The organism is Helicobacter cetorum MIT 99-5656 (genome assembly GCF_000259275.1).
GTDB lineage: Bacteria > Campylobacterota > Campylobacteria > Campylobacterales > Helicobacteraceae > Helicobacter > Helicobacter cetorum.
The window spans coordinates 22,384-47,482 of record NC_017735.1 but is presented as its reverse complement, the minus strand read 5'-3'; the positions used below and the strand labels follow the sequence as shown (position 1 = coordinate 47,482).

General features: G+C 36.4%; 21 protein-coding genes and 1 other RNA gene. 15 read left to right on the top strand and 7 right to left on the bottom strand.

The features are described from left to right. Positions 1-9: 9 nt before the first annotated feature. Complete coding sequence (locus HCD_RS00230; RefSeq protein WP_014658603.1) at positions 10-1,017, bottom strand: putative barnase/colicin E5 family endoribonuclease; 1,008 nt, start codon at positions 1,015-1,017, stop codon at positions 10-12. Between the two features lie 498 nt (positions 1,018-1,515). On the opposite strand from HCD_RS00230, the gene dnaG reads away from it, so the two are divergent. The 6 genes from dnaG to HCD_RS00200 all read left to right on the top strand — a co-directional run bounded on the left by dnaG (position 1,516) and on the right by HCD_RS00200 (position 8,264). After that, entirely contained in the window at positions 1,516-3,222 is a 1,707-nt protein-coding gene (gene dnaG, locus HCD_RS00225) for a DNA primase (RefSeq protein ID WP_014658602.1), read from the top strand. Next, positions 3,219-4,271, top strand: coding sequence for an MnmA/TRMU family protein (locus HCD_RS00220; protein ID WP_014658601.1), 1,053 nt, complete (start codon positions 3,219-3,221; stop codon positions 4,269-4,271). The genes dnaG and HCD_RS00220 overlap by 4 nt, the downstream gene beginning before the upstream one ends. 93 nt (positions 4,272-4,364) lie before the next feature. After that, a complete protein-coding gene (locus HCD_RS00215; protein ID WP_014658600.1) occupies positions 4,365-5,192 on the top strand; it encodes a DUF5718 family protein in 828 nt (275 codons plus the stop codon). Positions 5,193-5,342: 150 nt separating this feature from the next. Next, a complete protein-coding gene (locus HCD_RS00210; RefSeq protein WP_014658599.1) occupies positions 5,343-5,624 on the top strand; it encodes a TrbC/VirB2 family protein in 282 nt (93 codons plus the stop codon). Next, positions 5,624-5,887, top strand: a complete 264-nt coding sequence (locus tag HCD_RS00205; protein ID WP_014658598.1) for a hypothetical protein — start codon at positions 5,624-5,626, stop codon at positions 5,885-5,887. The genes HCD_RS00210 and HCD_RS00205 overlap by 1 nt, the downstream gene beginning before the upstream one ends. A 1-nt stretch (position 5,888) precedes the next feature. Then, complete coding sequence (locus HCD_RS00200) at positions 5,889-8,264, top strand: VirB4 family type IV secretion/conjugal transfer ATPase (RefSeq protein ID WP_014658597.1); 2,376 nt, start codon at positions 5,889-5,891, stop codon at positions 8,262-8,264. Positions 8,265-8,463: 199 nt separating this feature from the next. On the opposite strand, the gene ffs is transcribed toward HCD_RS00200, so the two are convergent. Beyond that, positions 8,464-8,561: signal recognition particle sRNA small type (ffs, locus tag HCD_RS08840), an RNA gene on the bottom strand. Positions 8,562-8,662: 101 nt separating this feature from the next. On the opposite strand from ffs, the gene HCD_RS00195 reads away from it, so the two are divergent. The 3 genes from HCD_RS00195 (at position 8,663) to nspC (ending at position 12,304) form a co-directional block, all read left to right on the top strand. After that, entirely contained in the window at positions 8,663-10,048 is a 1,386-nt protein-coding gene (locus HCD_RS00195) for a COG3014 family protein (RefSeq protein ID WP_041594796.1), read from the top strand. Positions 10,049-10,118: 70 nt separating this feature from the next. Continuing rightward, the gene (locus tag HCD_RS00190; RefSeq protein WP_014658595.1) at positions 10,119-11,084 is read left to right on the top strand and encodes a chemotaxis protein; all 966 of its coding nucleotides are present in this window, start codon (positions 10,119-10,121) and stop codon (positions 11,082-11,084) included. After that, positions 11,081-12,304, top strand: coding sequence for a carboxynorspermidine decarboxylase (nspC, locus tag HCD_RS00185; protein ID WP_014658594.1), 1,224 nt, complete (start codon positions 11,081-11,083; stop codon positions 12,302-12,304). Before HCD_RS00190 ends, nspC begins: the two co-directional genes overlap by 4 nt. On the opposite strand, the gene lpxE is transcribed toward nspC, so the two are convergent. The 4 genes from lpxE to HCD_RS00165 form a co-directional block, all read right to left on the bottom strand. Continuing rightward, positions 12,301-12,885: a lipid A 1-phosphatase LpxE gene (gene lpxE / locus HCD_RS00180; RefSeq protein WP_014658593.1), complete on the bottom strand. Its 585-nt coding sequence runs from the start codon at positions 12,883-12,885 to the stop codon at positions 12,301-12,303. The genes nspC and lpxE overlap by 4 nt on opposite strands. A 9-nt stretch (positions 12,886-12,894) precedes the next feature. Next, positions 12,895-14,466, bottom strand: a complete 1,572-nt coding sequence (gene eptA, locus HCD_RS00175) for a phosphoethanolamine--lipid A transferase EptA (protein ID WP_014658592.1) — start codon at positions 14,464-14,466, stop codon at positions 12,895-12,897. 620 nt (positions 14,467-15,086) lie between these two features. Then, the gene (locus HCD_RS00170) at positions 15,087-17,219 is read right to left on the bottom strand and encodes an outer membrane protein (RefSeq protein ID WP_014658591.1); all 2,133 of its coding nucleotides are present in this window, start codon (positions 17,217-17,219) and stop codon (positions 15,087-15,089) included. Between the two features lie 472 nt (positions 17,220-17,691). Continuing rightward, complete coding sequence (locus tag HCD_RS00165) at positions 17,692-18,972, bottom strand: citrate synthase (RefSeq protein WP_014658590.1); 1,281 nt, start codon at positions 18,970-18,972, stop codon at positions 17,692-17,694. Positions 18,973-19,183: 211 nt separating this feature from the next. Between HCD_RS00165 and icd the strand changes: the two genes are divergently transcribed. After that, on the top strand, positions 19,184-20,461 hold the full coding sequence (gene icd / locus HCD_RS00160) for an isocitrate dehydrogenase (NADP(+)) (protein ID WP_014658589.1): 1,278 nt from the start codon (positions 19,184-19,186) through the stop codon (positions 20,459-20,461). A gap of 48 nt (positions 20,462-20,509) precedes the next feature. Continuing rightward, positions 20,510-21,025 (top strand): DUF1523 family protein, encoded by a 516-nt coding sequence (locus tag HCD_RS00155; protein ID WP_014658588.1) that lies wholly within the window; start codon positions 20,510-20,512, stop codon positions 21,023-21,025. On the opposite strand, the gene bioD is transcribed toward HCD_RS00155, so the two are convergent. Beyond that, a complete protein-coding gene (gene bioD, locus HCD_RS00150) occupies positions 21,002-21,667 on the bottom strand; it encodes a dethiobiotin synthase (RefSeq protein WP_014658587.1) in 666 nt (221 codons plus the stop codon). The genes HCD_RS00155 and bioD overlap by 24 nt on opposite strands. Positions 21,668-21,763: 96 nt before the next feature. Between bioD and HCD_RS00145 the strand changes: the two genes are divergently transcribed. From HCD_RS00145 to panD, 4 genes are all read left to right on the top strand, one after another. Beyond that, complete coding sequence (locus HCD_RS00145; RefSeq protein WP_014658586.1) at positions 21,764-22,177, top strand: universal stress protein; 414 nt, start codon at positions 21,764-21,766, stop codon at positions 22,175-22,177. 91 nt (positions 22,178-22,268) lie between these two features. Continuing rightward, positions 22,269-22,538, top strand: coding sequence for an ATP-dependent Clp protease adaptor ClpS (locus HCD_RS00140; RefSeq protein WP_041594852.1), 270 nt, complete (start codon positions 22,269-22,271; stop codon positions 22,536-22,538). After that, a complete protein-coding gene (locus HCD_RS00135) occupies positions 22,538-24,751 on the top strand; it encodes an AAA family ATPase (RefSeq protein ID WP_014658584.1) in 2,214 nt (737 codons plus the stop codon). Before HCD_RS00140 ends, HCD_RS00135 begins: the two co-directional genes overlap by 1 nt. Then, complete coding sequence (panD, locus tag HCD_RS00130; protein WP_014658583.1) at positions 24,741-25,097, top strand: aspartate 1-decarboxylase; 357 nt, start codon at positions 24,741-24,743, stop codon at positions 25,095-25,097. Before HCD_RS00135 ends, panD begins: the two co-directional genes overlap by 11 nt. The last annotated feature ends 2 nt before the right edge of the window (positions 25,098-25,099 follow it).

The window sequence follows — 25,099 nt, the reverse complement described above, 5'->3', positions numbered from 1 at the left end:
TGAGGCTTTTTAATTCTCACTGATATTTTTCTTGTAGTCTGCACCATTCTTATAATTCCCTTTCTCTTTAAACATGGTTTTGAATAGAAACTCGCTTTGATTTCTGTTGATTTGTTCCACTACCACGAAATGCCCGTTAATTTGCTTATAGCTCATTATCCTATTACCTTTCTTAATGGTTTCATCGGCGTTATTTACGATATTTCTGTAGTTTGCTATATCAGTGTATGTGATAGGAAGTTGCTTGCTTAAGCGAACATTAGCTGAATTAACGCCATGCTTATTTAGGGCGTGTTGTATCCCTTGATAATCAATAATGATTTTAGCGTTTTTAGGGTATTCAAAATTAAAAGCCTTAATTTCATTTTCATTCAATTTTTCTATCCCTACCTTTCTCTGTTTCTTGTGGATATACTCCACGATTTCAGGGGTTAGATTTTCATTTCCTATTAACAAAATGTCTTTCCCTTTAGTGGGGGCGTTATCAATCAATTGCTTAATCTCATCAAAAGAGAGTTTTTTCATGTTTTTTTCTTTGTTTTTATTTTCAAAGCTTTCATTATACGCTTTTAAAGTGTTGGCTTCTTTGTTTGGCTCTTTGGTAGTTAAATTTTCTGTGGTATGATTATTTTCAAGTGAGTTTAGGGGTTTAACTTGCCCCTTGTAATCTTGGGCTAAAGAGTGTAATAGTAGCTCATTCTCGCTGTTATATACTTCATAGCTACTGATAACCCACTGATTATTTAGTTTTTTGTTCCCTATCTTATCACTTAGACCGACTCTCATTCTATTGTATTCAATGCCTTGTCTCTTTCCTTTAGGCTTTTTCTCGCCTTTCTCTAGTATCTCTGGTATTGATTTAATTACATTTAAAGCGTATTCTTTCGCTTCTTGCTCGCTTAGTCCATTATTAATGGCTTGTTGTTCTCTACGCTCTAAAATGTGTTCTAGTCCATAACCGTTTTTGTCGCCCTTACCCCATACAAAATCAATCCCCCCTAAATCATCTCTATACATGGCTAGTGTAACTTGTCCGTTCTTTTCTTTTAATAGTTTTTCTAGGGCTTCGTTAGGTTTTAAAGAAAACTCGCTGTAATTCTTTCCAAACTCTTTCTTGGCTTATTTTTCTGCTTGCTCTGTTTCCTACTCGTGTTTTTCTATGACTTTAAAAGGTATCTCTGCGTTTTTCTTAAATTTCTTTGTGTATTTTTCTTGCTCGTTGTCTAGGTAATGTCCTATATTTACATAAACCCTACTATTTCTATTTTTAATCTATTTGTATAATCTTTCATATTCTATCAGTCTATTAGTATTTAACAATCCACTCTCATTAAATTTAATCGTATATTCTTCACTATCCTAAATAATCATTCCTATGTCTCATAAAATCGTTATAACGCTCTACATCTTTTGCTTTTTGATAAACGCTTTCAATTAGATTTTTTAAATTCTGCTTTTAGTACTTGGAGTATAATTCAAAAAAATGAGCGTTGATAACAAAAGAAAGCGTAAATAATGATTACTAAAAGCTCCATTGAGCGTCTTTTACAAGTTGTAGATGTTGTAGATGTTGTAGGTTCGTATGTGGATTTAAGAAAAACCGGTGCAAATTACATGGCTCGTTGTCCGTTTCATGATGAGCGTAGTGCGAGTTTTAGCGTGAATCAGGCTAAGGGGTTTTATCATTGCTTTGGTTGTGGAGCGAGTGGGGATAGCATTAAATTTGTTATGGAGTTTGAAAAGCTTTCGTTTGTGGAAGCGGTTGAAAAATTAGCCCATAGATTCAATGTGGCCTTAGAATATGAGAAAGGCACACATTATAACACCAAAGAAGACTACCATTTGCTAGAAGAAGTGAGTTCGTTGTATCAAGCACAGCTTTTTAACGCCCCTTATTTTTTAAACTATTTAAAACAAAGGGGACTGAGTATAGAAAGCATTCAGGCATTCAAACTAGGGCTATGCACAAAAACAATACTTCCTGATATTGAGCATAAAGGCTTAGATAAGGACAAATTGATTGAGCTTGGAGTGCTTGGCAAAAATGATGGTAATAGAAACGATAAAAATAGTCCTAGTAACAAAATATATTTACGCTTTTTGGAGCGTATCATGTTTCCTATATATAATCCTAGTGCTAAAGTGGTGGGTTTTGGGGGACGCACCCTAAAAGATGGCATGGCTAAGTATATTAACTCACCCCAAACCAAGCTTTTTGATAAATCCAGCTTGCTCTATGGCTATCATTTGGCTAAGGAACAAATCTATAAACAAAAGCAAATTATCATCACAGAAGGCTATTTAGATGTGATTTTGTTGCACCAAGCGGGGTTTAAGAATGCAGTAGCCACACTTGGAACGGCTCTAACATTGTCGCATTTACCCTTGCTTAAAAAAGGTGAGCCAGAAATCATTCTTAGCTATGATGGGGATAAGGCTGGGCAAAACGCCGCTTATAAAGCGAGCTTAATGTTGGCTAAAGAGCAAAGAAGTGGCGGAGTGGTTTTATTTGATAATAACCTAGACCCAGCGGATATGGTAGCAAACAATAATATTGAAACCTTGAAAGCTTTATTGTCGCACCCTGTAGCTTTCATTGAATTTGTTTTAAGGCATATGGCAAGCACCTACACGCTCAATGACCCCTTAGAAAAAGATAAAGCTCTTAAAGAAATGCTCAATTTCTTAAAGGGCTTTTCATTGCTTTTGCAAGCTGAATACAAGCCACTCATTGCCACTCTTTTACAAGTGCCTTTGCATGTTTTGGGTATCAAAGATTCTTTTGCTACGCCTTTTTCTAACAAAAGAGATACAAGTGTTCAAAAATACCCTAAAAATTTTGCAATTTCTTCTAATCTTTTGAGTTTAGAATTTTTAGAAAAATTAGTGATTCGCTATCTTTTAGAAGACAGGAGCTTATTAGACTTGGCAATAGGCTATATTCATAGTGGGGTATTCTTGCATAAAAAACAAGAATTTGAAGCCCTATGTCAAGAAAAATTAGATGACCCCAAGTTAGTTGCGTTATTATTAGACACGAATTTACCCCTAAAAAAAGGGGGGTTTGAAAAGGAATTGTGCTTGTTGATTTTACGCTATTATGAACGGCAATTAAAAGAAATTCCTAAAAGCTCACTTTCTTTTGATGAAAAAGTGGTTTTTTTAAAAAAGGCTCGTGAAGCCATTATCAAATTAAAGCAAGGAGAATTAGTCGCTGTATGAAAAAAATTAAAGCTTTAGCCTTATTTAGTGGGGGGCTAGATAGTTTGTTGTCTATGAAATTACTCATTGAGCAAGGCATTGAAGTAACCGCTTTGCATTTTAATATAGGATTTGGGGGGAACAAGGATAAAAGAGAGTATTTTGAAAACGCCACCGCTCAAATTGGAGCCAAGCTCTTAGTGTGTGATATTAGAGAGCAATTTTTTAATGATGTGTTGTTTAAGCCAAAATATGGTTATGGAAAATATTTCAACCCTTGTATAGATTGCCATGCAAACATGTTTAGAAATGCGTTTTATAAAATGCTTGAATTAAACGCTGATTTTGTTTTGAGTGGGGAAGTGCTAGGACAACGCCCCAAATCTCAAAGAAAAGAAGCGCTTGACCAAGTGAGAAAGCTCGTTCGAAGTGTGGGCGAAGAAGAGTGCTTTGATAAGATTTTAGATAGAAATGGCACAAATAATGAAAAGCCACAATTTTTAGATGAGTTGTTACTACGCCCTATGAGCGCTAAACTCTTAGAGCCTACCTTTATGGAAAAAAAGGGTTGGGTCAATAGAGAGAAGCTTTTAGATGTGAGTGGTAGGGGGCGTAGTAGGCAATTACAAATGGTAAAAGATTATGGCTTGAAATACTATGAAAAGCCAGGTGGGGGGTGCTTGCTTACGGATATTCAGGTGAGCAACAAGATTAAGAACTTAAAAGAGCATAGAGAAATGGTGATTGAAGATAGCGTGATTGTTAAAATGGGGCGTTACTTTGTCTTACCTAATAACGCTCGCTTGGTTGTGGCAAGAAACGAAGAAGAAAATCACAAGCTTGATATTAAACACCCCTTAATGGATAAAATTGAGTTGTTAGATTGTAAAGGCCCTTTAAGTTTGGTGGATAAAGACGCTAGCAAGGAAGATAAAGAATTGGCAGGGCGTATCGCTCTAGGCTATGCTAAGACGTTAAAAGAGCAAGCTTACTTGGTGCAAATTGGGGGTAAAACATGCGAGCTTTATCCCTTGGATAAAGAGAGTGCTAGGGCGTATTTATTGGCTTAGGGCTTAAGTTTTTGAGAGTTTTTGGAGCGTTTTCTTTTTGTGCTATAATGAAATGAACTCTAATAAGCGTATGCTATTTGCTAGGAGGTTTTCGTGCAAGAATTTTTAGGTTTTGGTGTGGTGGGGAATTTTGCAGGGCATTTGGAGCAAGCAGGAGAGAGTCATAGTTTTATTAACATGAAAAGTGAAGAAAAAGACGCACCCAAGGGGTTGTTTCCTTTTTATATTCCTCATGAAGATTCGTATTTGGGGCGTTTTTGTATTGATAATGAAAAGATTATTTTACCTAGTGATTTGAGCTTAAAAGTTCAAGCAGAGCCTGAAGTCGCTTTAGAATGTGAGGTTAAATACGATGAAAATCATTTGGTCGTTGAGCTTGTGCCTAATTTTTTCATGGCGTTTAATGACACTTCTGTGCGTAATTTAGACGCTGCAAAACTCTCGCAAAAAAAGAATTTTTCATCAGGTTCTAAGGGCATGGGGCAGAAACTTCCTATTGATAAATTTGCTTATGGGGGCGTGTGCAATAATTTTTCTATCGCATCGTTTTTGAAGCGTAATAACCTATGGCATGTTTATGGAGAAAATAGCAAATTGCTTAAATACGAGTTTTTTTATCAAAAGCTACTAGACTGGATTAAAGACAGGCTCAATTATCAAAAAGATTGCGATTCTTTAGAAGCCCTAAGACCTTTTTTAGAGCGCCATAGTTTTCCTACTAAAATGGTTGTAACTATCGGAGCCACCCCTTACATGCCTTTTGCTCAAACGCATTTCTTAAAAAAAGATGATGAGGTGGTTATTATTGCTTATAACCACTTGCAATATAGTTTTGAAAAAATCCAAAACATGCTAGAAGAGAATGCATTACAAACTAAAGAGCATGCTAATATTTCTTATGTTTATCAAATTGTGGAGTAGCAAGGTTTTTTAATGCTTTCAACTTTGCCTTTTTACCCCCACCCATACAAAAAAACATTCTTTTGATTGTTTTTTAGAAGCCCTTAATCGTTTTTTTGAAATAATCTAAAACGATTAGAGAGTTAATTAAGGTTAAACAAAGGGGTTTTGATGTTTGCTTATTTTTTAAAAATCATCTTTTTAATAGGATTGTGTTTTTCAAGTCTGTTTGCTGAAGGGTTAGAAGGGTTTTTCAACGCCTTAGAAGCCCAGCTTAAAAGCCCTATAGCTAAGGGAATTTTAATGGTGATTTTTATAGGGATTGCCATTTATGTGTGGAGAAATTTAGACAGGTGGAAAGAGATTTTATTCACCATACTTGGTGTGGTGTTTGGAATTTTCTTGTTTTTTAAAGCCCCTAGTTTAGCAAGCTGGTTTATGGGGATATTTTAATGGTTTTTGCATCAGTGAGCGTGAGAAATTTGCGTGAAATTTCTGTTAAAGAAAAATTTTTGTGGCTGAATGCAAAGTCCTATTTGATTTCTATTTTTGTGCCTTTTATATTACTTCCTTGGCTTGACTTGTTGAACGCTTTTTTATTGTATTTAGGATTTTTAATGCTCTTTAGCGTGCTAGAATTTTTTGATGAAGATATTTCAGACATCATCATTGCTAGAAGCAAGATTAAAACTAAAACTAAATGCTACAGGGCATAGAATGTTAGAAAAGCTTGTAAGCACTATCAAGCAAAAGGTTTCAAACTATCTTTTAGGGGTTTTGCCTAAAAGCTATTCAATGAGTGAAGAAAACAATATTCTAGGCTTGTATGATGAGCATTTTTTACTCACTAAGAATGAAAATTTGGTCGGCATACTCAGTTTGGAAGGGATTAGCTACACGCATTTGAATATGGAGCAACTACAAGATTTATTCACTGAACGCCAAATGGCGTTAGATTCCTTAGAAAAAGTCGTGGTGCGCATTGTAGCTAAAAGGCGTAAGATGGACTACAGACAGAACACTCAAGCAAAATCTAAGTTCGTGCAAGCTATTTTGGATAAATTTGAAAATAAAGAAGTGTATGAAAATCAATATTTCTTAGTCTTAGAAAGCACGCATTCTTTATGGGGCGTTTTAGAGCATAAGAAACAATCTCTTATGCGTGCTAATAAAGAAAATTTTAAGGATATTCTCTCTTATAAATCACATTTTTTACAAGAAACTTTAAAAAGCCTGGAACTGCAACTCAAAAGTTATCGCCCCAAACTCTTAAACTCTAGAGAAGTTTTGAACTTTTATGCCGAATATATCAATGGGTTTGAACTGCCCCTAAAGCCCCTAGTAGGGGGGTATTTGAGCGATAGCTATATCGCTAGTTTGGTAACTTTTGAAAAAGATTATTTCATTCAAGAGCGTTTTAATCAAAAACTCTATAGTCGCTTAATCGGTATCAAAGCCTATGAGAGTGAACGCATCACTTCTATAGCCATTGCCACGCTTTTATACCAAGAAGCTCATTTGGACATTGTGTTTTCTATAGAGCCTATGAGCGTGAATAAGGCGTTGAATTTTTTAAAAGAACGCACCAAGTTTAGCATGTCTAATCTAGTCAAAAATGAGTTGTTAGAATATCAAGAGTTGGTTAAAACAAGGCGTTTGTCTATGCAAAAATTCGCCTTAAACATTCTTATAAAAGCCCCTAGTTTAGAGAGTTTAGACGCTCAAACAAGCTTAGTTTTAGGGCTTTTATCTAAAGAAGGTCTAGTGGGCGTAGTAGAAACTTTTGGCTTGAAAGGGGGGTATTTTTCTTTTTTTCCAGAATGCATTCATTTGAACCACCGCTTGCGTTTTTTGACTTCTAAAGCTTTGGCATGTTTAATGGTATTTGAAAAACAAAATTCAGGTTTTAGGGCTAATTCATGGGGGAATAGTCCCTTAAGTGTGTTTAAAAATTTGGACTCAACCCCTTTTTTATTTAACTTTCATAACCAAGAAGTTAAGCATGATAGGGGTAGCGAAGTTGCTAAAGTCAATGGACACACGCTTATTATTGGGGCTACAGGAAGCGGTAAAAGCACTTTAATGAGTTTTTTAATGATGAGTGCTTTGAAGTATGAAAAAATGCGCCTTTTAGCCTTTGACAGAATGCAAGGCTTATATTCTTTCACAAAGTTTTTTAAGGGGCATTATCATGATGGGCTTAGTTTTAGCATTAACCCTTTTTCTTTAGAGCCAAACGCACAGAACATGCAATTTTTGCAATCCTTTTATCAAGCGATGTTAAACATAAAAGACCCCACTTCACGCAATAAAGAATTGATAGAAGATGTGAATGCGATTTCTAATGCCATTATGAGTCTTTATGAAACCTTGTATCCTAAAGCCTTTGATTTAAAGGATTTTAAAGAAACGCTTAAAAGAACTTCATCTAATCAATTAAATTTGAGTTTAGAGCCGTATTTGAGTAACCCCCTTTTTAACGCTCTTAATGATACATTAAATACAAACGCCTTGTTAAATGTTATTAATTTAGACGCTATCACTCAAAACCCTAAAGATTTAGGGCTTTTAGCCTATTATTTGTTTTATAGAATTTTAGAAGAGTCTAGGAAAAATGATGGTGGGTTTTTGGTTTTTTTAGATGAGTTCAAATCTTATGTAGAAAATGATTTGCTTAATACCAAGATTAACGCTTTAATCACGCAAGCACGAAAGGCTAATGGCGTGGTGGTGTTAGCCTTACAGGATATTTACCAACTAAGTGGGGTAAAAAACGCTCATAGTTTTTTAAGCAACATGGGAACGCTTATTTTATACCCCCAAAAAAACGCCAAAGAGTTAAAACAAAATTTTAATGTGCCTTTAAGTGAAATGGAAATTTCTTTTTTAGAAAACACTCCTTTGCATTCAAGACAGGTTCTAGTCAAAAATCTAGGCGATGGGAGTTCTAATATGATTGATGTGAGTTTAGAGAGTTTAGGGCATTATCTAAAAATTTTTAACTCTGATTCTAGCCATGTTAATAAGATGAAAGCTTTACAACAAGATTATCCTAACAAGTGGCGTGAAAAATTGATAGGAGAATCAAACTAGGCTCTAATTGAGAATGGGTAGTTTCTTTATTGTTAGGCACTTCATGTTATCAAAGAAAATCTTTGTCAAACAAGTTCTAAGAATTATCAACCATTTTTTCCTTTTAGATAGTTTTGATGAAACTAAGCCTTGTTTTTAATGCATCAATACCTAGTTAATACAAAGTTAATTGAAATGAGAGATTGAAATAGGAAAACGCCCCCATTCAGATGGCTAAGGCACATAAAAAATTAGGGGACTCTGCTGTATTCCTACCCTGAAGCGTTACCCTAAAATCCTATTGCATAGGTCTAAACAAGAGCTTGGAAAGTATTCTAGCCATAAAAAGCTTATGTTTTAATAAAAATGTTATGATATGTTCAATTTTACGCATACAAAAACTTCATAAAAGGGTTTGATTGAAGCATTTTATCCTGTTACTTTGGGCGGTTCTATTGCTATCAGGCTGTATAGGTTATCGTGCTGATTTGGCTCATTTTAACACGCTCTATTATGAAGAAAGCCCTAAAAAAGCTTATGAATATTCCAAGCAATTCACTAAGCAAAAAAAGAACGCCCTTTTGTGGGATATGCAAAATGGCTTGAGTGCTTTATATGCAAGAGATTACAAGGCTTCTTTGGAGATACTAGATAAGGCTGAAAACCGCTTTGATGCAACGCAAAACGCTTTTTTAAAGGGGGCTAGTTATGTGGGTGCTACTATGGTTAATGACAATGTGCGTGTTTATGGGGGGAATATTTATGAAGGGGTTTTAATCAATTATTATAAAGCCATTGATTACATGCTTTTGAATGATAGTGCGAACGCTAGGGTGCAATTCAATCGTGCGAATGAACGCCAGCGAAGGGCTAAAGAATTTTATTACAAAGAAGTTCAAAAAGCTATAAAAGAAATGGATTCTAACAAGCAGCACCGCATTAACATGGAGCGTTCTAGAGAAGAAGCGAGCCAAATTCTAAACGCTACTTATTCTAATTTGGATAAATACCGAGCTTATCAAGGCTTGATTAATCCTGTTGTCTCGTATCTTTCAGGGCTTTTTTACGCTTTAGAAGGGGATAAGAATAAGGGGTTAGGCTATTTGAATGAAGCGTTCGGAGTTAGTCAAAATCCTGTCGTAGCTAATGATTTACTCTTTTTTCAACGCCCTACTAATGACACTTTCACTTGGATTATCATTGAAGATGGCAAAGAGCCACAAAAAAGCGAATTTAAGATTGATGTGCCTATTTTTATGATTGATTCTATCTACAATGCGAGTTTAGCCTTACCAAGGCTAGAAGATGGCGAAGCGTTTTATCAAAACTTCAGCTTACAAAAGGGTGAAAAAACCATACCCTTTGAAACCTTGTCCTTAATGGATGCAGTAGTTGCAAGCGAGTTCAGAAAACAATTACCCTACATTGTAACCAGAGCGATTTTATCCGCTACTTTTAAACTAAGTATGCAAGCGGTTGCAAATTATTATTTGGGATTTCTTGGGGGGTTAGTAACTTCATTGTATGCGGGTGTTAGCACCTTTGCGGATACGAGAAATACCAGCATTTTTGCCCATAAATTCTATGTCATGCGTTTAAAAAACAAAGCTTTTGAAAATTACTCTGTTAAGGCGGATTTAACGAACGCTTTTTCCTTTTTTTTACAGCCTTGTGAAAAACCACTTAACACTGAAGAACCCCCCTTTGAATTTGTGCGAACCAAACAAATCTTTTGTTCTAACCGCCATAATATTTTGTATGTTCGCAGTTTTAAAAATGGGTTTATTATGAAGCATTTGAAATGATTTTAAGTGTCGTTGATGTTAAGCACAAAAACGATATAATTACACGAAAAACCTAAATTAAGGGGAAGCAATGGCTAGTAGTTTAGCAGGCATTGACCAAGTTACGAGTTTACATAAGAACAACGAGTTACAATTATTGTGTTTTAGGCTGGGTAAAAACAAGGATTTGTATGCGGTCAATGTCTTTAAAATTCGTGAAGTGGTGAAATATCATGGCAGTCTCACTATCATTAGCCACGAAAACAATTCGCTGGTTGAAGGTTTAATCATTATCAGAGAGCTAACCATTCCTCTGATTGATATGCGGAAATGGTTTTATTATGATAGCCAAGATAAGAGCAAGGATTTACGCCCTTATAAAATAGAAAAAGAAGAAGGCGAAGACGATATTATTATGATTTGTGAGTTTTCTCGCTGGACAATAGGGGTAAGAATCTATGAAGCGGATAGGATTTTAAATAAAAAATGGACTGAAATGGAGCAGAGTGCTGGAGTGGGTGGCTCTGCAGGTAATAACAAGCTTGTGAGTCGCACACGCTATTTTGATGGGCGACTGGTGCAAGTGGTGGATATTGAAAAAATGCTTATAGATGTGTTTCCTTGGATTGAAGATGAAAAGCACAGCGATTTAGAAACGCTTTCTAAAATCCATTCTGACAAATGTATTCTACTGGCTGATGATTCTCCAAGCGTTTTGAAAACCATGCAAATGATTTTAGACAAGCTTGAAGTCAAGCACATAGACTTCATTAATGGTAAAAAATTGCTAGAACATTTATTCAACCCTGAGACAGACATTAGCGACATCGGCTTAATCATCACTGATTTAGAAATGCCAGAAGCAAGTGGCTTTGAAGTGATTAAGCAAGTTAAGGACAATTCTTTGACTTCAAAAATTCCTATTGTAGTAAACTCTTCTATGAGTGGAAGCTCTAATGAAGATATGGCAAGAAGTTTAAAAGCAGATGATTTTATCTCTAAGTCTAACCCTAAAGATATAGAACGAGTGGTTAAGCAATTTATGGCATTAGCATGAAAACCCTACAATACAGCACACTTCCCACCCCTTCTTATGTGCTAGAGAGTGAGCGTTTAGAAGAAAACGCTAGGACTTTAGAATATGTGCAACAACAAAGTGGGGCAAAGGTTTTGCTCGCTTTAAAAGGGTATGCGTTTTGGCGTGAATTTGGCATTTTGAGAGAGTGCTTGAGTGGGTGCTGTGCAAGCGGACTTTATGAAGCCAAGCTTGCTTTTGAAGAGTTTGGGGGGCGAGAGAGCCATAAAGAAATTTGTGTCTATAGCCCAGCCTTTAAAGAGACAGAAATAAAGGCCATTTTACCCCTAGCTACAAGCATTGTTTTTAACTCTTTTTATCAATACGCACAATATAAAGATAGGATTTTTGAGAAGAACAAGCAACTAGAGAGTTTGGGCTTAAGCCCCATTAAAATAGGCTTACGAATAAACCCCCTTTATAGCGAAGTAACGCCAGCCATTTATAACCCATGCTCAAAGATAAGTCGTTTGGGTATTGTGCCTAGCGAATTTGAAAAAGGGGTTCAAGAGCATGGTTTAGAAGGTGTTAATGGTTTGCATTTTCACACGCATTGTGAGCAAAATGCTGATGCACTATGCAGAACTTTAGAACATGTAGAAAAGCATTTCAAGCCTTATTTAGAGAAAATGGAGTGGGTGAATTTTGGTGGGGGGCATCATATCACTAGAAACGATTATGATGTGGAGTTACTCATTCAAACGATTAGGGATTTTAAAGCCCGCTATAACAACATAGAAGTGATTTTAGAGCCTGGGGAAGCTGTAGGGTGGCAATGCGGATTTTTGCTCGCAAGCGTGGTGGATTTGGTGCAAAATGAAGAAATGATTGCCATTTTAGACACTTCTTTTAGCGCTCATATGCCTGATTGCTTAGAAATGCCTTATCGCCCTAATATCCTTAAAATTTCTGTAGAAGATGACAAAGAATTGATTGAAGTTGAAAAGGGCGAAAATAAGGGGGCGTTTTCTTATGTATTAGGCGGTCCTACTTGTTTAGCAGGGGATTTTATGGGTGGCTTTAGCTTTGATACCCCCCTAAAAAGGGGCGATAAAATCTTGTTTAAAGACATGCTCCATTATACGATTGTTAAAAACAATACCTTTAATGGCGTGCCACTTCCAAGTCTAGCCAAACTAGACCAAAAGGGTTTTGAAATCCTTAAAAATTTTTCTTATGAAGATTATAAAAACAGGAATTAAGACTTTTTAGAGCTTGTAAAAAGGCTCGCACACAATACCCCCACACCAAGCCCAGCTAGCACCGCCCCAATAGTGTGCATATCCAAATAAATGCGAGCGAGCATGGTTAAAGGGACTAGGGGCAAGAGCCACAAATATTTTTTGAAAGAATAACGACGCATTAAAAATACCACCGCTAAACCCACCATAGATGAATGCCCGCTTGGCATGTTGAAATTACCCCCATAGGGGCGTTCGCCCAAACGCCTATTGTGGATAGTTACATTATTTAAGGCTCTCTTAGTGGTGTGTGTGAGAATGGTTGTAGCCATGGAAGCGTTAGCGACTTGAAAAAGCCCGATAACATCTCTTTTAATCAAGGGAATAGCCACAGATAAAATCGTAGGGATAAAGCGTGCGTAATGCTCTGTGAAATGAAACACTAATGGCACACTAGGGTGCTTAGGGATTTTAGGGAAGGGGAATAGCACGCCTAAAAGCATTAAAACTAAGCTTATAGTAAGCAAGCTTTTAGAAACGCTTTTGGGTAAGCTTTGGACAAACAAATTTTTAAGTGTGTGGAGTTTGAGATAATTTTTCATAAGGGTAGTTTACTCTTTTTTATGCTTAAACAGGTCTAAATGGGGCTGATAGACAGCATTTGGAATCTTAAAACTTTCAAACACGCCTAAGATACTATGAAAAATAACATTTTGAGAGAGTGGTGTTTGAATTTGGTCCAGCGAATGTTTTTCTTTAAAAAGCTTGTTGGCATAAAGGATAAAGGGGATTTCATATTGTTCTTTAGGGGCAATGCTTTTAGGGATACCATGCAAGTAATACGCCCCTTCGCCTAAGCTTTCGCCATGGTCGCTCAAATAGAGCATTAAGGTGGGTTGCTTGGTATTTTTAAGCATGCTAATGAGCTTATCTAGCACAAAATCATTGTAAAAAATGGTGTTGTCATAGGCATTCATCAAACTTTCTTTGGAACAGCGAGACAAATCAACGCTTGAGCAATAGGGCTTAAACACCCTAAAATTTAAAGGCACTTTTTTATCATATCTAGGGCCATGCGAGCCGGCAAGATGTAAAATGAGCAAGACATTTTCGTTAGAGTGTTCTTTTAAGAGATTAGGCACATTATAGAGCAAGGCTTCATCATAAAGAGCGATTTCTTTACAAGTGCGGCATTTTTTAATCAACTCAGAGCGTTTGAGATAGCGTGTAACCTTCACATTCTTTTCGCCATCGTTTGCACTATACCAAAAGACCTTAATGCCAGCTTTTGTTAAATAGGTCGGTAAATTTTCATAGGTGCTAAAACCATCTTTAAAGGAAGAATCTAAAATGCATTCCAAACTCGCTGTAGTATAGGTCGCACAAGAAGTGGCGTCAAAAAGAGTGATTTCTTGGTTTTTTAATCGTTTGCTTAGTCTAGGGGTGGTGGGCTTTTCATACCCATAAAGGGCGTAATTATGCTTTCTAGCACTTTCGCCTATTACTAGCACGACAAATGATTTAGAAGCGTTAGGCAAAAATAAGGGGAGTGGCTTGATTGTAGGGCTAAAGAGTTTGAGAACGCTCACCCTAAAGGCGTTCACGCTATAAGCAAAGGGTAGGCTCAAACCCCCTATAGATTTAGCATGCTTGTCAAACCACAACCAAGTTTTAGCGTTAATTAAAGCGTTCGCTATAAAGATAGCAACTAACACCAAGAGAGCTAAAAATTGCGGTTTTTTAAAAGAGCGTTTAAGGGGGATTTTATAGATAAGATAGCTGGGTAGGATACCCAAAATAGCGATAAAAAGAAATAACTTAACGCTCAAAAAATCCAAAACTTCATGCGTATTAGTGTTTAAGACATTACTCATCATACTCTTATTCAAAAAGACACCATAAGTGCTGATGAAATATAAAGCGACAGAATTAAGCATGCTAAAAACGATTGCAAAGAAACGCATTAAATGAGAAGAGATTAAACTTAAAGTAAGAAAGAGAATGCCATTAGCACAAAAAAGTGCAACAGCAATAACCACCATAAGACTCGGCTGACTACTTTCCTTATAGGCATAAGCAAACAAGGGAAAATGATACAAAATACCAAAACTAAGGCTATAGAGCAAACCAGCTTGCAAACAAGTTAGGGGCTTGAAAAACTTTAAATGGAAAAATCGTATCAAACACACCCCTTAAATTCAATTTTACTTTACTCTTTTTTTAACGCTCTGTGCGGCTGAATGATTTGAAAAATTTAAGTCAGCTTATTGTAGAATATTTTTACGCCCCATAGTTGTCTATGGGGCAAATTCCAATTAGTAAAAGGGTTTATCATGGAAATAAAACATGATAAAAACTCTTGGCTAGTATTATACATTAAATTCTCTGTTAAGGGGTTAAGTTTGTCTTTTTATTCAAAAGATAGCTAGCCAAAAGTTCCTTTAAGCTTTTTAAAGCTTAGGGGTTTCCTTTAAAAGTGGGTTTGTCCAAAACTTTTGGGGCGTTTGATAATTTTAAAATCCTTATATTCAATATAACATACAGAGCAACTATGTAGATTAGAATATTAAACCTTCAAAAAAGCAAATTTAAATCCAAATCAATTAAATTAAAAAAGATTTGATGTTTAAACCCTAACCCAAAGAGCAGGGTAACCTCCTAAAAGCTTTAACCCCCTATCCAACTCCAAACACTCTTTTAGTGTTAAATAGGTTAGTTCTAGGTTGCAAAAAATTAAGAGTATTTGAGAAAGTTAAAAAGAGCCTTAGAATAAATTGCCCCTTTTTAAAAGGGGTTAAGAGATTTAATATGCAAACACATAGTTCAAATAGATACTATACAACCTTCTATAAGAGAGTTTAGCTCCCATAAAGGAATAATAGCTTGTGTTAATGGTAGGAATCTTAATACCCAGTTCCATTCCATGCTGGATAGCATGATTACCCTTTTTCTCTTCAGCCAGATTTGCTCTCAAGCCAAAGTTGAATAAAAATTGGAAATTTGCGGCACTAATTTTAGCGTTATAGATATTATTTACCGTTTCTAAATTCACACGATTAGAATTAGCCCATGAAGTCCCAGCAAGTGCGATTCCACCAAAAACACCCACAGAAAGTTTATTGTTTTTTCCAAAAAGATTTGTGGCTTTATCGTTGATGAAATTATACAGAGCGTCTGCACCTGCCCCATAAGTGAAAACATTAGAGGCCGAATTAAAAAAGTCTGATTTGATATAGGTGTGGTTATAATCAAAGAAGCCATAATATTTAACGCCATAGTTTCTATTTTCACCAAAGAATTGTTTATAACCTAGTTGGATACCTATACCATTCATCACACCGCTATTAGATTGAGATTTAATCACGCCAAAGTTTCTGAAAGGGTTGTTAGCTAATTCTTGCATAGCAGTTTGCATTTGAGAATAGGCGTTTTGATTGAGATAATAAACGGTTTGTAAGCCTACCGGTTTATTTGAATCTGTAGTCGTGCTAACAAGGTTTTGCAAGGCTAGTTTGGAGTTGGGTAAGCTTGAAGCCACAGAAATATTATTTTTTATCTCACCATAAGTGTCTTTTAAAGTCGCAACCCTTTCTTTGAAATGCAATAAGGTGTCAGCGATAGTCAAAGCTTGATTGACTTGGTTACCATAATAAGCGCTCTCTTGCTCTAAAGAATTTAAAGTCGCTTGTAGTTTTGCACAGCCTGATACATTACTCCCTTGTGCGATAGTGTTTGCACCTTGCATACATCGTGTCATTAGCTCTCTTTGTCTGGCATTGATGGCTTTAAAATCATTTCCCACTTGATTGACCAGATTTAAAATATTGGCTTGAGTTTGAGCGGTCTTAAGCATGGTTTGAGCGACTTGGTGGTTGTTAGTATAGGGGTTGAAACTGCTTGGAGTTTGAATTTTTTGTTCTTGGGTGGCTGAGACATTTTGAGTTTTTTGCACGACTTCTTTGGCTGTAGCAAGCATTTGTTTCACCCTATCAAAAGGGTCTTTAAACAGGTCGCACACACTTCCACTTGCTGAATTAATCCCATAATAGGTTTTAGTGCTATCATTATTAGGCACCTCAAACCATGGGCATCCGGTAGTTTCTTTATTATTATCACCTGTAGTGAGAGTGTCTATGAGTGTTTGAGCTTCACTTAAAAGATAGGTGGCGGTATTTTTTTGTTCTGCTTTAGCTGGTTCGCTTTTAGCGTGTGTTTCTTGAGCTTTTGATTCTTGTGCTGCTTCTGCCACATTTACTCCCCTTTCCTCCTTGATAGCAACAACGGCTTGCAAGACGGCTTGTTGGACTTTTTTCATCTCTTGTGATGCATTATTACTATCTTTTAGCGCCAGCATCCCATTATCTTTTAAAGCGTTATGGATGACTACAAAAGCATCATTGATTTTTTTAAAAGTGTTGTGCGAAATAACGCCTCCCCATCCTGATGTAGTTCTGTTACAAGTAACTGAACCACTCTCATTAGGAACATTGTTTATTGTTTGATTTGTTTGATTTGTTTGATTTGATTGATTTGATTGATTTAAATCATTGCCGCAACCAATTCTAGAAGCAATGATTTGCCACATCGCTACCGCTGAATTAAGCGCTAAAAGCACGGCCTGATAAGCAGGAGATTGTGTGGTGCCATTAGTCAAATTATTCGCGCTCGCACTCAAATTATCAATTGCACTATTGATAGAAGTAGCGCTTCCTGCATTAGTAACCGCCCAATTAAGGCTGTTGTAATTAGCTAAAAGATTGTTCAAGTTTGCATAAGTGTCTGAAAGCTTTTGCAACTCGCCAGTGTTTTTAACCATTTGAGAAGCTTGACCGATTTGATAGCCTACGCTTACAAAATAGCCGTTATCTTCGGCATGAAGACCGCTTAGAAACAGGCTTAAGGCTAGAGCCATGCTAGTTTTTTTGATTTTTATCATTCTGTGTTCCTTCTTGTGGATTTTAATTAAAAACATATCCTTAAAAGACTAGTTATGGAATGAAGTTTTTAAGAACATGGATTTTTTGTAGATGAAAGAATTGTAACACAAATATTGTTTTTTTTTTTTGAAATTTAGAGACATATTTAAATATTTTAGGTAGTTTAGTAGTTTTTGGGTAAATCTTGGACTTATTATGAGGGTGTGGTGTGGTTATAGATGTAGGTTTATGAAAGTTGAAAAACCTTGTAATGGCTTTTTAGTTTTTAAAAGCTCATGCCAAAAGGTTAAGAAAAATGACAGCTCAAGGCGTTTGCTCCCCAAATTGAGCAAAGAGACATGAATGATTACATATTGTTTATAACCATAATGGGTGTAACCCCCTTAAAGCGTTATTAAGAGTGTAGGGAGATTAAACCCCTTTTTGTGGCTAACAATATTTTTTGTGAAAATTTTTAACATCTTACAAAACCTACTTTCCTACATAGACTTGTCTTGGGCGGGTGATTCTAGCTTGGGGGTTTTTGACATGTTCTAAGAGTTGAGCGCACCAACCCACTGTGCGACCGATGACAAACACTGGCGTAAAGAAACGCACCGGAATTTTTAAAGCCGTGAGAATGGTACCTGAGTAAAAGTCTACATTAGGGTAGAGATTTCTCTCAATAAAATACTCGTCTTTTAAGGCAATTTCTTCTACTTTAGAAGCGATTTCGCCTAAGCGTTCGTCCATTTTAACGCCTTTTTTATGCAATTCATCTTTCAAGCCCTTTAAAATCTTAGCCCTTGGGTCGTAACTCTTATACACCCTATGCCCAAAGCCCATGAGCTTGAAGCTGTCGTTCTTGTCTTTCACTCTTGCGATATACTTATCTACATTTTTGACATCGCCTATTTCTTCTAATTGCAATAATACTTTTTCATTCGCTCCGCCGTGTAAATGCCCCCATAAAGCAGAAATACCCGCACTAATAGCCGCATAAGGATGCACCCCGGTGCTGGCGACATTTCTTACGGTGGTAGAAGAAGCGTTTTGCCCATGGTCAGCATGCAAGGTTAGAATCTTGTCAAAGGCTTCTACTTCTAAGGGCGTGATTTCCGTTTCGCCCTTAATAGTGTGTTTCAAGCGGCTATAAGGATAACCCCTAAGCATGAATAGAATGTTTTCTACATAAGAGCGGGCAATATCAGGGTAGATGATAGGAGCTCCCACTTCATTACGATAACAAATGGCGGCTAAGGTAGGAATCTTAGCTATGATTCTTCTAGCCATAGTTTGATAATCTTCTTCAGTATGCATGTTTTGATGCGTGGAGTATAGAGTGGATAAAATGGACACGCCACTAGAAAGCTTTGCCATGGGGTGGGCGTTGCTAGGAAAGGCGCTAAACATATTGAGTAAGCTCTCATGCACAAAGCTTCTGTGGCGTAATTCTAATTCAAATTCTAAACTCTCATCTTTATCTTTGGGTAATTCGCCTGTGAGTAGTAGTTTACATACATCTACATATTTATAGTTAGCGACTAAATCTTGTATTCTATGCCCTTTATAATACAATTCGCCTTCTTTACCATTAATGTAGCTAATGGTGGATTGACACCCAGCTGTTGAAGAATACCCCGGGTCGTAAGAAAAAAACCCCGTAGTCTCAAAAAGCTTAGAAAAATCAACCGCCTTTGGCCCACGAGTGCATTTAATAGTTTCAAATTCATAGCGTTCATTATTTTCATTATTGATTAGAGTAACAGACATTAAAACTTCCTTTTGTAGAATATACGATAATTTTGCAATCAACTAACGCTACATTATAAGCCAAAAAATTAAATGATTTTTTTAAAAACATTTCGTTTCTTCAAGTTATTTTCAATCGCTACTTTTAAACACAGATTAAAAAAGGTTTGTTAGGGGTTGTGTAGTGTTTTTGTGCTAGTATATCTACTAATTTTTAGAAAAAGGATTAAAAATGGCTTACAACCCTAAATTTTTAGAAAAACCTAAAGAAGGCGAAGAAATTACGATTGAAAATGGCAAATTGCATGTGCCAAATAACCCTATTATCCCTTTTATTGAGGGCGATGGCATTGGTTCTGATATTACCCCAGCGATGATTAAGGTAGTTGATAAAGCGGTAGAAAAGGCTTATAAAGGTGCAAAAAAAATCGCATGGTATGAAGTATTTGTAGGCGAGAAATGCTATAACAAATTCAAAGACCACAAAGAGTTAAGCCCTGAAGAGCAATGGCTGCTCCCTGATACTATTGATGCGATTAATCATTATAAAGTGGCTATTAAAGGGCCTTTGACTACGCCTATTGGAGAAGGGTTTAGGTCATTAAATGTGGCGTTGCGTCAAAAAATGGATTTATATGTGTGTTTGAGACCGGTTAGGTGGTATGGTAGTCCAAGCCCTGTAAAAGAGCCTAACAAAGTGGATATGGTGATTTTTAGAGAAAATGCTGAAGATATCTATGCAGGGGTTGAGTGGGCTGAAGGTAGTGCTGAAGCTAAAAAACTCATTCATTTCTTACAAGATGAATTAAAGGTTACTAAAATTAGATTCCCAGAAACTAGCGGTATAGGTGTCAAACCCATTAGTAAAGAAGGCACAGAGAGATTGGTGAGAAAAGCGATTGAATATGCGATTGATAATGACAAACCAAGCGTAACTTTCGTGCATAAGGGTAATATTATGAAGTTTACTGAAGGGGCGTTTATGAAATGGGGTTATGCTCTAGCTCAAAAAGAATTTGGTGCTAAAGTTATTGATAAAGGCCCATGGTGCTCTATTAAAAACCCCAAAACCGGAAAAGAAATCGTCATAAAAGATATGATTGCTGATGCGTTCTTGCAACAAATCTTATTACGCCCTAGCGAATACAGCGTGATTGCTACCATGAATTTGAATGGGGATTATATTTCTGATGCGTTAGCTGCAATGGTTGGGGGCATTGGCATTGCTCCTGGGGCTAATCTCAATGATACGGTGGGCATGTTTGAAGCAACGCATGGCACTGCTCCCAAATACACCGGACTTGATAAGGTAAATCCGGGCTCTATCATTTTAAGTGCTGAAATGATGTTAAGGCATATGGGTTGGGTAGAAGCGGCTGATTTAATCGTATCTTCTATGGAAAAAGCCATTAAGAGCAAGAAAGTAACTTATGATTTTGCTCGCTTAATGGAGGGGGCGACTGAAGTTAAATGTTCTGAGTTTGCTGATGTGATGATTGGATGCATGTAATTTGTTTTTAGGAAGGTTTTATTAGCTCGTGCTAAATAAGGAGTTGTAGTGAGAATTGTGCGTAATATTGTCTTAGTTATCTTAACTCTGATATTTTTAGCACTTATGGCAAGCGTAAGCTATTGTATGCCCCATTACAGGGTGGGTATCATTAGTGGCATGGAAGTAAAAAGAATGGATAAGAGCATGCCTAATAAAGCGTCAAAAAGCCTTACTAGAGATGTCTATTTTCTACAAACTTACGACCCTAAGGATAAAAAAAGCGTGAAAGTGTATCGTAATGAAGACACTCGCTTTGGCTTTCCTTTTTATTTCAAATTCAATTCCGCTGATATTTCAGCTTTAGCTCAAAGCTTAATCAATCAGCAAGTGGAAGTGAAATACTATGGGTGGCGTATTAATCTATTAGATATGTTCCCTAATGCGATTTCTTTAAAGCCTCTTGAAGAGATAAGCGGAGTTTCAAAGCCTATTGTTAGTTGGATTTTATATGCGTTGTTGCTAGGGGGGTTTATTTTAAGCGTGCGTTTTATTTGTGCGTCATTTAAGGGCAAAATCCATTAATTCTTTTAGATTTTTTTGAAAAATCATAATAGGGTTATTAGAGTGCTTGTTAAAAAGCTCAATATAGGGCAAGCTCACGCTCTCAAAAGTAGTGGCGTTACTCTCTCTTAGATTGATAGCGATTTTATAATCTAATTTTTGAGATTTTAAAAGATAGTCATTTAATAAGCAGTCATTTATCATTCCTAAATTATCATGGCTAATTAAAAGCATTTTGGCTTCTAAATTTAGGGCTAAATCTAGCATGCTTTCTTTTAAGGTGATAGGCACAAGTAGCCCCCCAGCCCCTTCAACAATGATTAAATCATAGCGTTGTTTAAAATGCTCTACTAAATCTTTGATTTTGTTTAGCTCAATGGGTTTTTTGGGCTTTTCTTCTTGTTGAGCGATGAGCGGAGCACAAGCTTTAATATAGCGATAAAATGAGATGTCTTGTAGTTGCATAGACTTGTCTAGAGCATGGTTATCTTGTAAAAACAAATGTGCATCACTTGATTTATCTAGTGGGTTTATGCCTGTTTCAATGGGTTTTAATAAAATCGTTTTAATGTTTTGAGTGTTGCAATATTTAGCGAGTAATCTTGCACAAGTGGTTTTACCCACATTCGTGTTAGTTGCACTCACAAATAGGGTTGTTGCCATAAAACTTCCTTTAATTGAATTTGGCTTGAATGTTAGCGTAATTTTAGTGGGGTTATTTTGCTATAATGCTAAAACTTCATTTAGGGTTGGTCTTTTATGAATATTTTGTTTGGAATTAGTGATACACTAGAATGTCGTAACGCCATCAAGTTTGCAATCAAATTAGCTCATTCGCTTAAAACGGTGCGTTTTACCTTGTTGCATGTGAGCATGGAAGTGTTTATCTATAGTGAAAGCGGCATGATGGATTATGGCACGACCGAAGCTTTAGAAGAAGAAAGAGCTAAGGATTTGTTAAAAGAGTTTGAAGACGCTTTTAAAAAAGAAAATATAGAATGCGAGAGCGTTTTAAAAAGCGGTGATTCTATTGATGTGGTTTTGGGCATGGCTAAGGATTATGACTTACTACTAATTGGAGCGAGCGAATCTAATTTGCTATACCGCCTGTTTGGCTCACACCAAAACCGCCTGATTGAGCAATCTAGCATTCCTATTATGGTTGCTAAATAAAACACAGAGAATGCCCATGCATTTGAAACAAGTTTGTGAATTTTTAGAGTCTTTAATCCCTATCCTTGAAAATCCTAGAGAAGTCGCCCCCATGCATAAAATCCCTACCCCCACCATGTCGCAGGTTGTCATGCTCAATGATTCTACCACCACAATGGATTTTGTGGTCTCTGTGTTAAGAGAGTTTTTTGACAAGCCTTTAGAAGAAGCTCAAAATATCATGCTAAGTGTCCATCATGATGGCGAAGGGGTTTGTGGTATTTATCCTTATGATATTGCTGTGTATAAGGCAGAATGCGTGAAAGAAAAGGCTAGAGCGTTAAACTTTCCTTTAAAATTAGTTGTAGAAGAGATAAAATAATGGATAATTTCAATAAAGATTTGAATGAAGTTATTGCCCAGGCCTTGAGTTTGGCACTAGATTTTAACCATGCCCTTTGCACCACAGAGCATGTGCTACTAGCCGTTTTAGAACATGAGAGTGGGGCAAGGATTTTTAATGCTTTAGAAGAAAACGACTACTACAAAATGGGGCAAATCCTTAAAGATTACTTACTGCAATATGTCCCTTTAAAAAATGACTTGGCTAAAGTTCCAGACAGAAGTTTTGTGCTAGTAGAAGTGTTTCAAAAAATGCATACAGCTACAAATGATTTAAAAAGTGTGGGCGTTGAAGAATTGCTTGTTTTAATGCTAGAAGAGAAAGATTGCTACGCTTCAAAGCTTATGGATAGTTTTGGAATCACTCGTTTGTATTTGGTTAAAAATTCGGGGTTATTTGATTTAAATCAAGAAGAGCCGGTCTCAAAAAAAAGTGATGCCTTAAAGAAATACGCTAAAAATTTAAGCACCCTAGCGAAGGATAATGCCCTAGACCCAGTGATTGGTAGAGAAGAAGAAATTCTAAGGGTGATAGAAATTTTGGGGCGCAGAAAAAAGAATAATCCACTCTTAATCGGCGAAGCGGGTGTGGGAAAAACCGCCATTGCTGAAGCTCTGGCTTTAAAAATCGCTCAAAAACAGGTGCCAAGTTTCTTGCAGGACTATGAGATTTATTCTTTAGATTTGGCCTTAATGGTTGCTGGAGCAAAATATAGGGGGGATTTTGAAAAACGCTTGAAAAAAGTGCTTAAAGAAACGAAAAAAAACCCTAATACTATTTTATTTATTGATGAAATCCATACGATTTTAGGTGCAGGAAGCAGTAGTGCGGGGAGCTTAGATGCGGCTAATATTTTAAAGCCGGTTTTAACTGATGGGAGCTTGAAATGCATGGGGGCTACCACTTTTGAAGAATACCGCAATGTGTTTGAAAAAGACAAGGCCTTTAGCAGGCGTTTTTCTGTAGTGAATGTGGAAGAGCCTTCTAAAGAAGTGTGCTATTCTATTTTAAAGCAAATAGTCCCCCTTTATGAAGCTCATCATCAAGTGCGTTATGATGAAAACGCTCTTTTAGCCTGTATTGATTTAACAAGCCATTATATGCATGATAAATTTTTGCCAGATAAAGCGATTGATTTATTAGATGAAGTGGGAGCGAGAAAAAAAATTAGTTCTAAAAAAGGTAAAAAAATCGGCGTTGATGATGTGCAAGAGACACTCGCCTTAAAGCTCAAAATTCCTAAAATCCGTTTGAGTAATGATAAGAAAGCCCTTTTAAGGAATTTGGAAAAATCGCTTAATAACAAGATTTTCGCTCAAACAAAGGCTGTTGAAACCATTAGTAATGCGATTAAAATCCAGTTTTGCGGACTTTCTTCAAAAGATAAGCCTATAGGGAGCTTTTTGTTTGTTGGGCCTAGTGGGGTGGGAAAAACAGAGTTAGCTAAAGAATTAGCCTTGAATTTGAATTTGCATTTTGAACGCTTTGATATGAGCGAATACAAAGAAGCCCATAGCGTAGCGAAATTTATTGGAAGTCCTAATGGTTATGTAGGCTTTGAGCAAGGGGGGTTATTAGTCAATGCGATTAAAAAGCACCCCCATTGCTTGCTGCTTTTAGATGAAATAGAAAAAGCTCACGCTGATGTGTATGATTTGTTGTTGCAAGTTATGGATAATGCCACTTTGAGCGATAATTTAGGCAATAAGGCGAGTTTTAAGCATGTTGTTTTAATTATGACTTCAAATATTGGGAGTCAAGATAAAGATACGCTAGGATTTTTCAGCATTAAAAACACAAAATATGATAGAGCGATTAAAGAGTTTCTAACCCCAGAATTACGCTCTAGAATTGATGCGATTGTGCCATTTAATCCGCTTAGTTTACAGGATTTTGAACAAATTGTTTTGGTGGAATTACAAAAATTAAAAGCCCTAGTGCTAGAGCAAAACATAGTCTTAAAGTTTCATAAAGAAGTTTTGAAATTTATCGCACAAAAGAGCTATCAAACGACTTTAGGGGCTAGAGAAATTAAAAAAATCATTCATAATGAAATCAAAACGAAGCTAAGCGATATACTACTCTTACAATCATTTAAAAAACCTTGTAAAATCGCTTGCTTACTAGAAAAAAATCAATTGATTTTAAAAGAAATCAAACACACACAAAAGGTGAAAGAAAATGACTTTTGAAATGCTTTATAGCAAAATCCATAGGGCTAGAATTACAGATGCAAATCTCAATTATGTAGGTTCAATCACCATAGATGAGAACCTAGCCAAGCTTGCAAAACTCAAAGAGGGCATGAAAGTAGAAATTGTGAATGTCAATAATGGCGAACGCTTCAGCACCTATGTGATTTTAGGGAAAAAGAAAGGCGAAATTTGTGTCAATGGGGCGGCGGCTAGAAAGGTGGCCATAGGTGATGTGATTATCATTATAGCTTATGCGAGCATGAGTGAAGATGAAATTAATGCGCATAAGCCAAGTATTGTGCTGGTGAATGAAAATAATGAAATTTTAGAGAATAAGGAATAAGC

Coding starts and splice junctions, on each gene's coding strand:
- HCD_RS00230 (WP_014658603.1), bottom strand. CDS start 1,017: ATGTATAGAGATGATTTAGGGGGGATTGATTTTGTATGGGGTAAGGGC.
- dnaG (WP_014658602.1), top strand. CDS start 1,516: ATGATTACTAAAAGCTCCATTGAGCGTCTTTTACAAGTTGTAGATGTT.
- HCD_RS00220 (WP_014658601.1), top strand. CDS start 3,219: ATGAAAAAAATTAAAGCTTTAGCCTTATTTAGTGGGGGGCTAGATAGT.
- HCD_RS00210 (WP_014658599.1), top strand. CDS start 5,343: ATGTTTGCTTATTTTTTAAAAATCATCTTTTTAATAGGATTGTGTTTT.
- HCD_RS00205 (WP_014658598.1), top strand. CDS start 5,624: ATGGTTTTTGCATCAGTGAGCGTGAGAAATTTGCGTGAAATTTCTGTT.
- HCD_RS00200 (WP_014658597.1), top strand. CDS start 5,889: ATGTTAGAAAAGCTTGTAAGCACTATCAAGCAAAAGGTTTCAAACTAT.
- HCD_RS00190 (WP_014658595.1), top strand. CDS start 10,119: ATGGCTAGTAGTTTAGCAGGCATTGACCAAGTTACGAGTTTACATAAG.
- nspC (WP_014658594.1), top strand. CDS start 11,081: ATGAAAACCCTACAATACAGCACACTTCCCACCCCTTCTTATGTGCTA.
- lpxE (WP_014658593.1), bottom strand. CDS start 12,885: ATGAAAAATTATCTCAAACTCCACACACTTAAAAATTTGTTTGTCCAA.
- HCD_RS00170 (WP_014658591.1), bottom strand. CDS start 17,219: ATGATAAAAATCAAAAAAACTAGCATGGCTCTAGCCTTAAGCCTGTTT.
- HCD_RS00165 (WP_014658590.1), bottom strand. CDS start 18,972: ATGTCTGTTACTCTAATCAATAATGAAAATAATGAACGCTATGAATTT.
- icd (WP_014658589.1), top strand. CDS start 19,184: ATGGCTTACAACCCTAAATTTTTAGAAAAACCTAAAGAAGGCGAAGAA.
- bioD (WP_014658587.1), bottom strand. CDS start 21,667: ATGGCAACAACCCTATTTGTGAGTGCAACTAACACGAATGTGGGTAAA.
- HCD_RS00145 (WP_014658586.1), top strand. CDS start 21,764: ATGAATATTTTGTTTGGAATTAGTGATACACTAGAATGTCGTAACGCC.
- HCD_RS00140 (WP_041594852.1), top strand. CDS start 22,269: ATGCATAAAATCCCTACCCCCACCATGTCGCAGGTTGTCATGCTCAAT.
- HCD_RS00135 (WP_014658584.1), top strand. CDS start 22,538: ATGGATAATTTCAATAAAGATTTGAATGAAGTTATTGCCCAGGCCTTG.
- panD (WP_014658583.1), top strand. CDS start 24,741: ATGACTTTTGAAATGCTTTATAGCAAAATCCATAGGGCTAGAATTACA.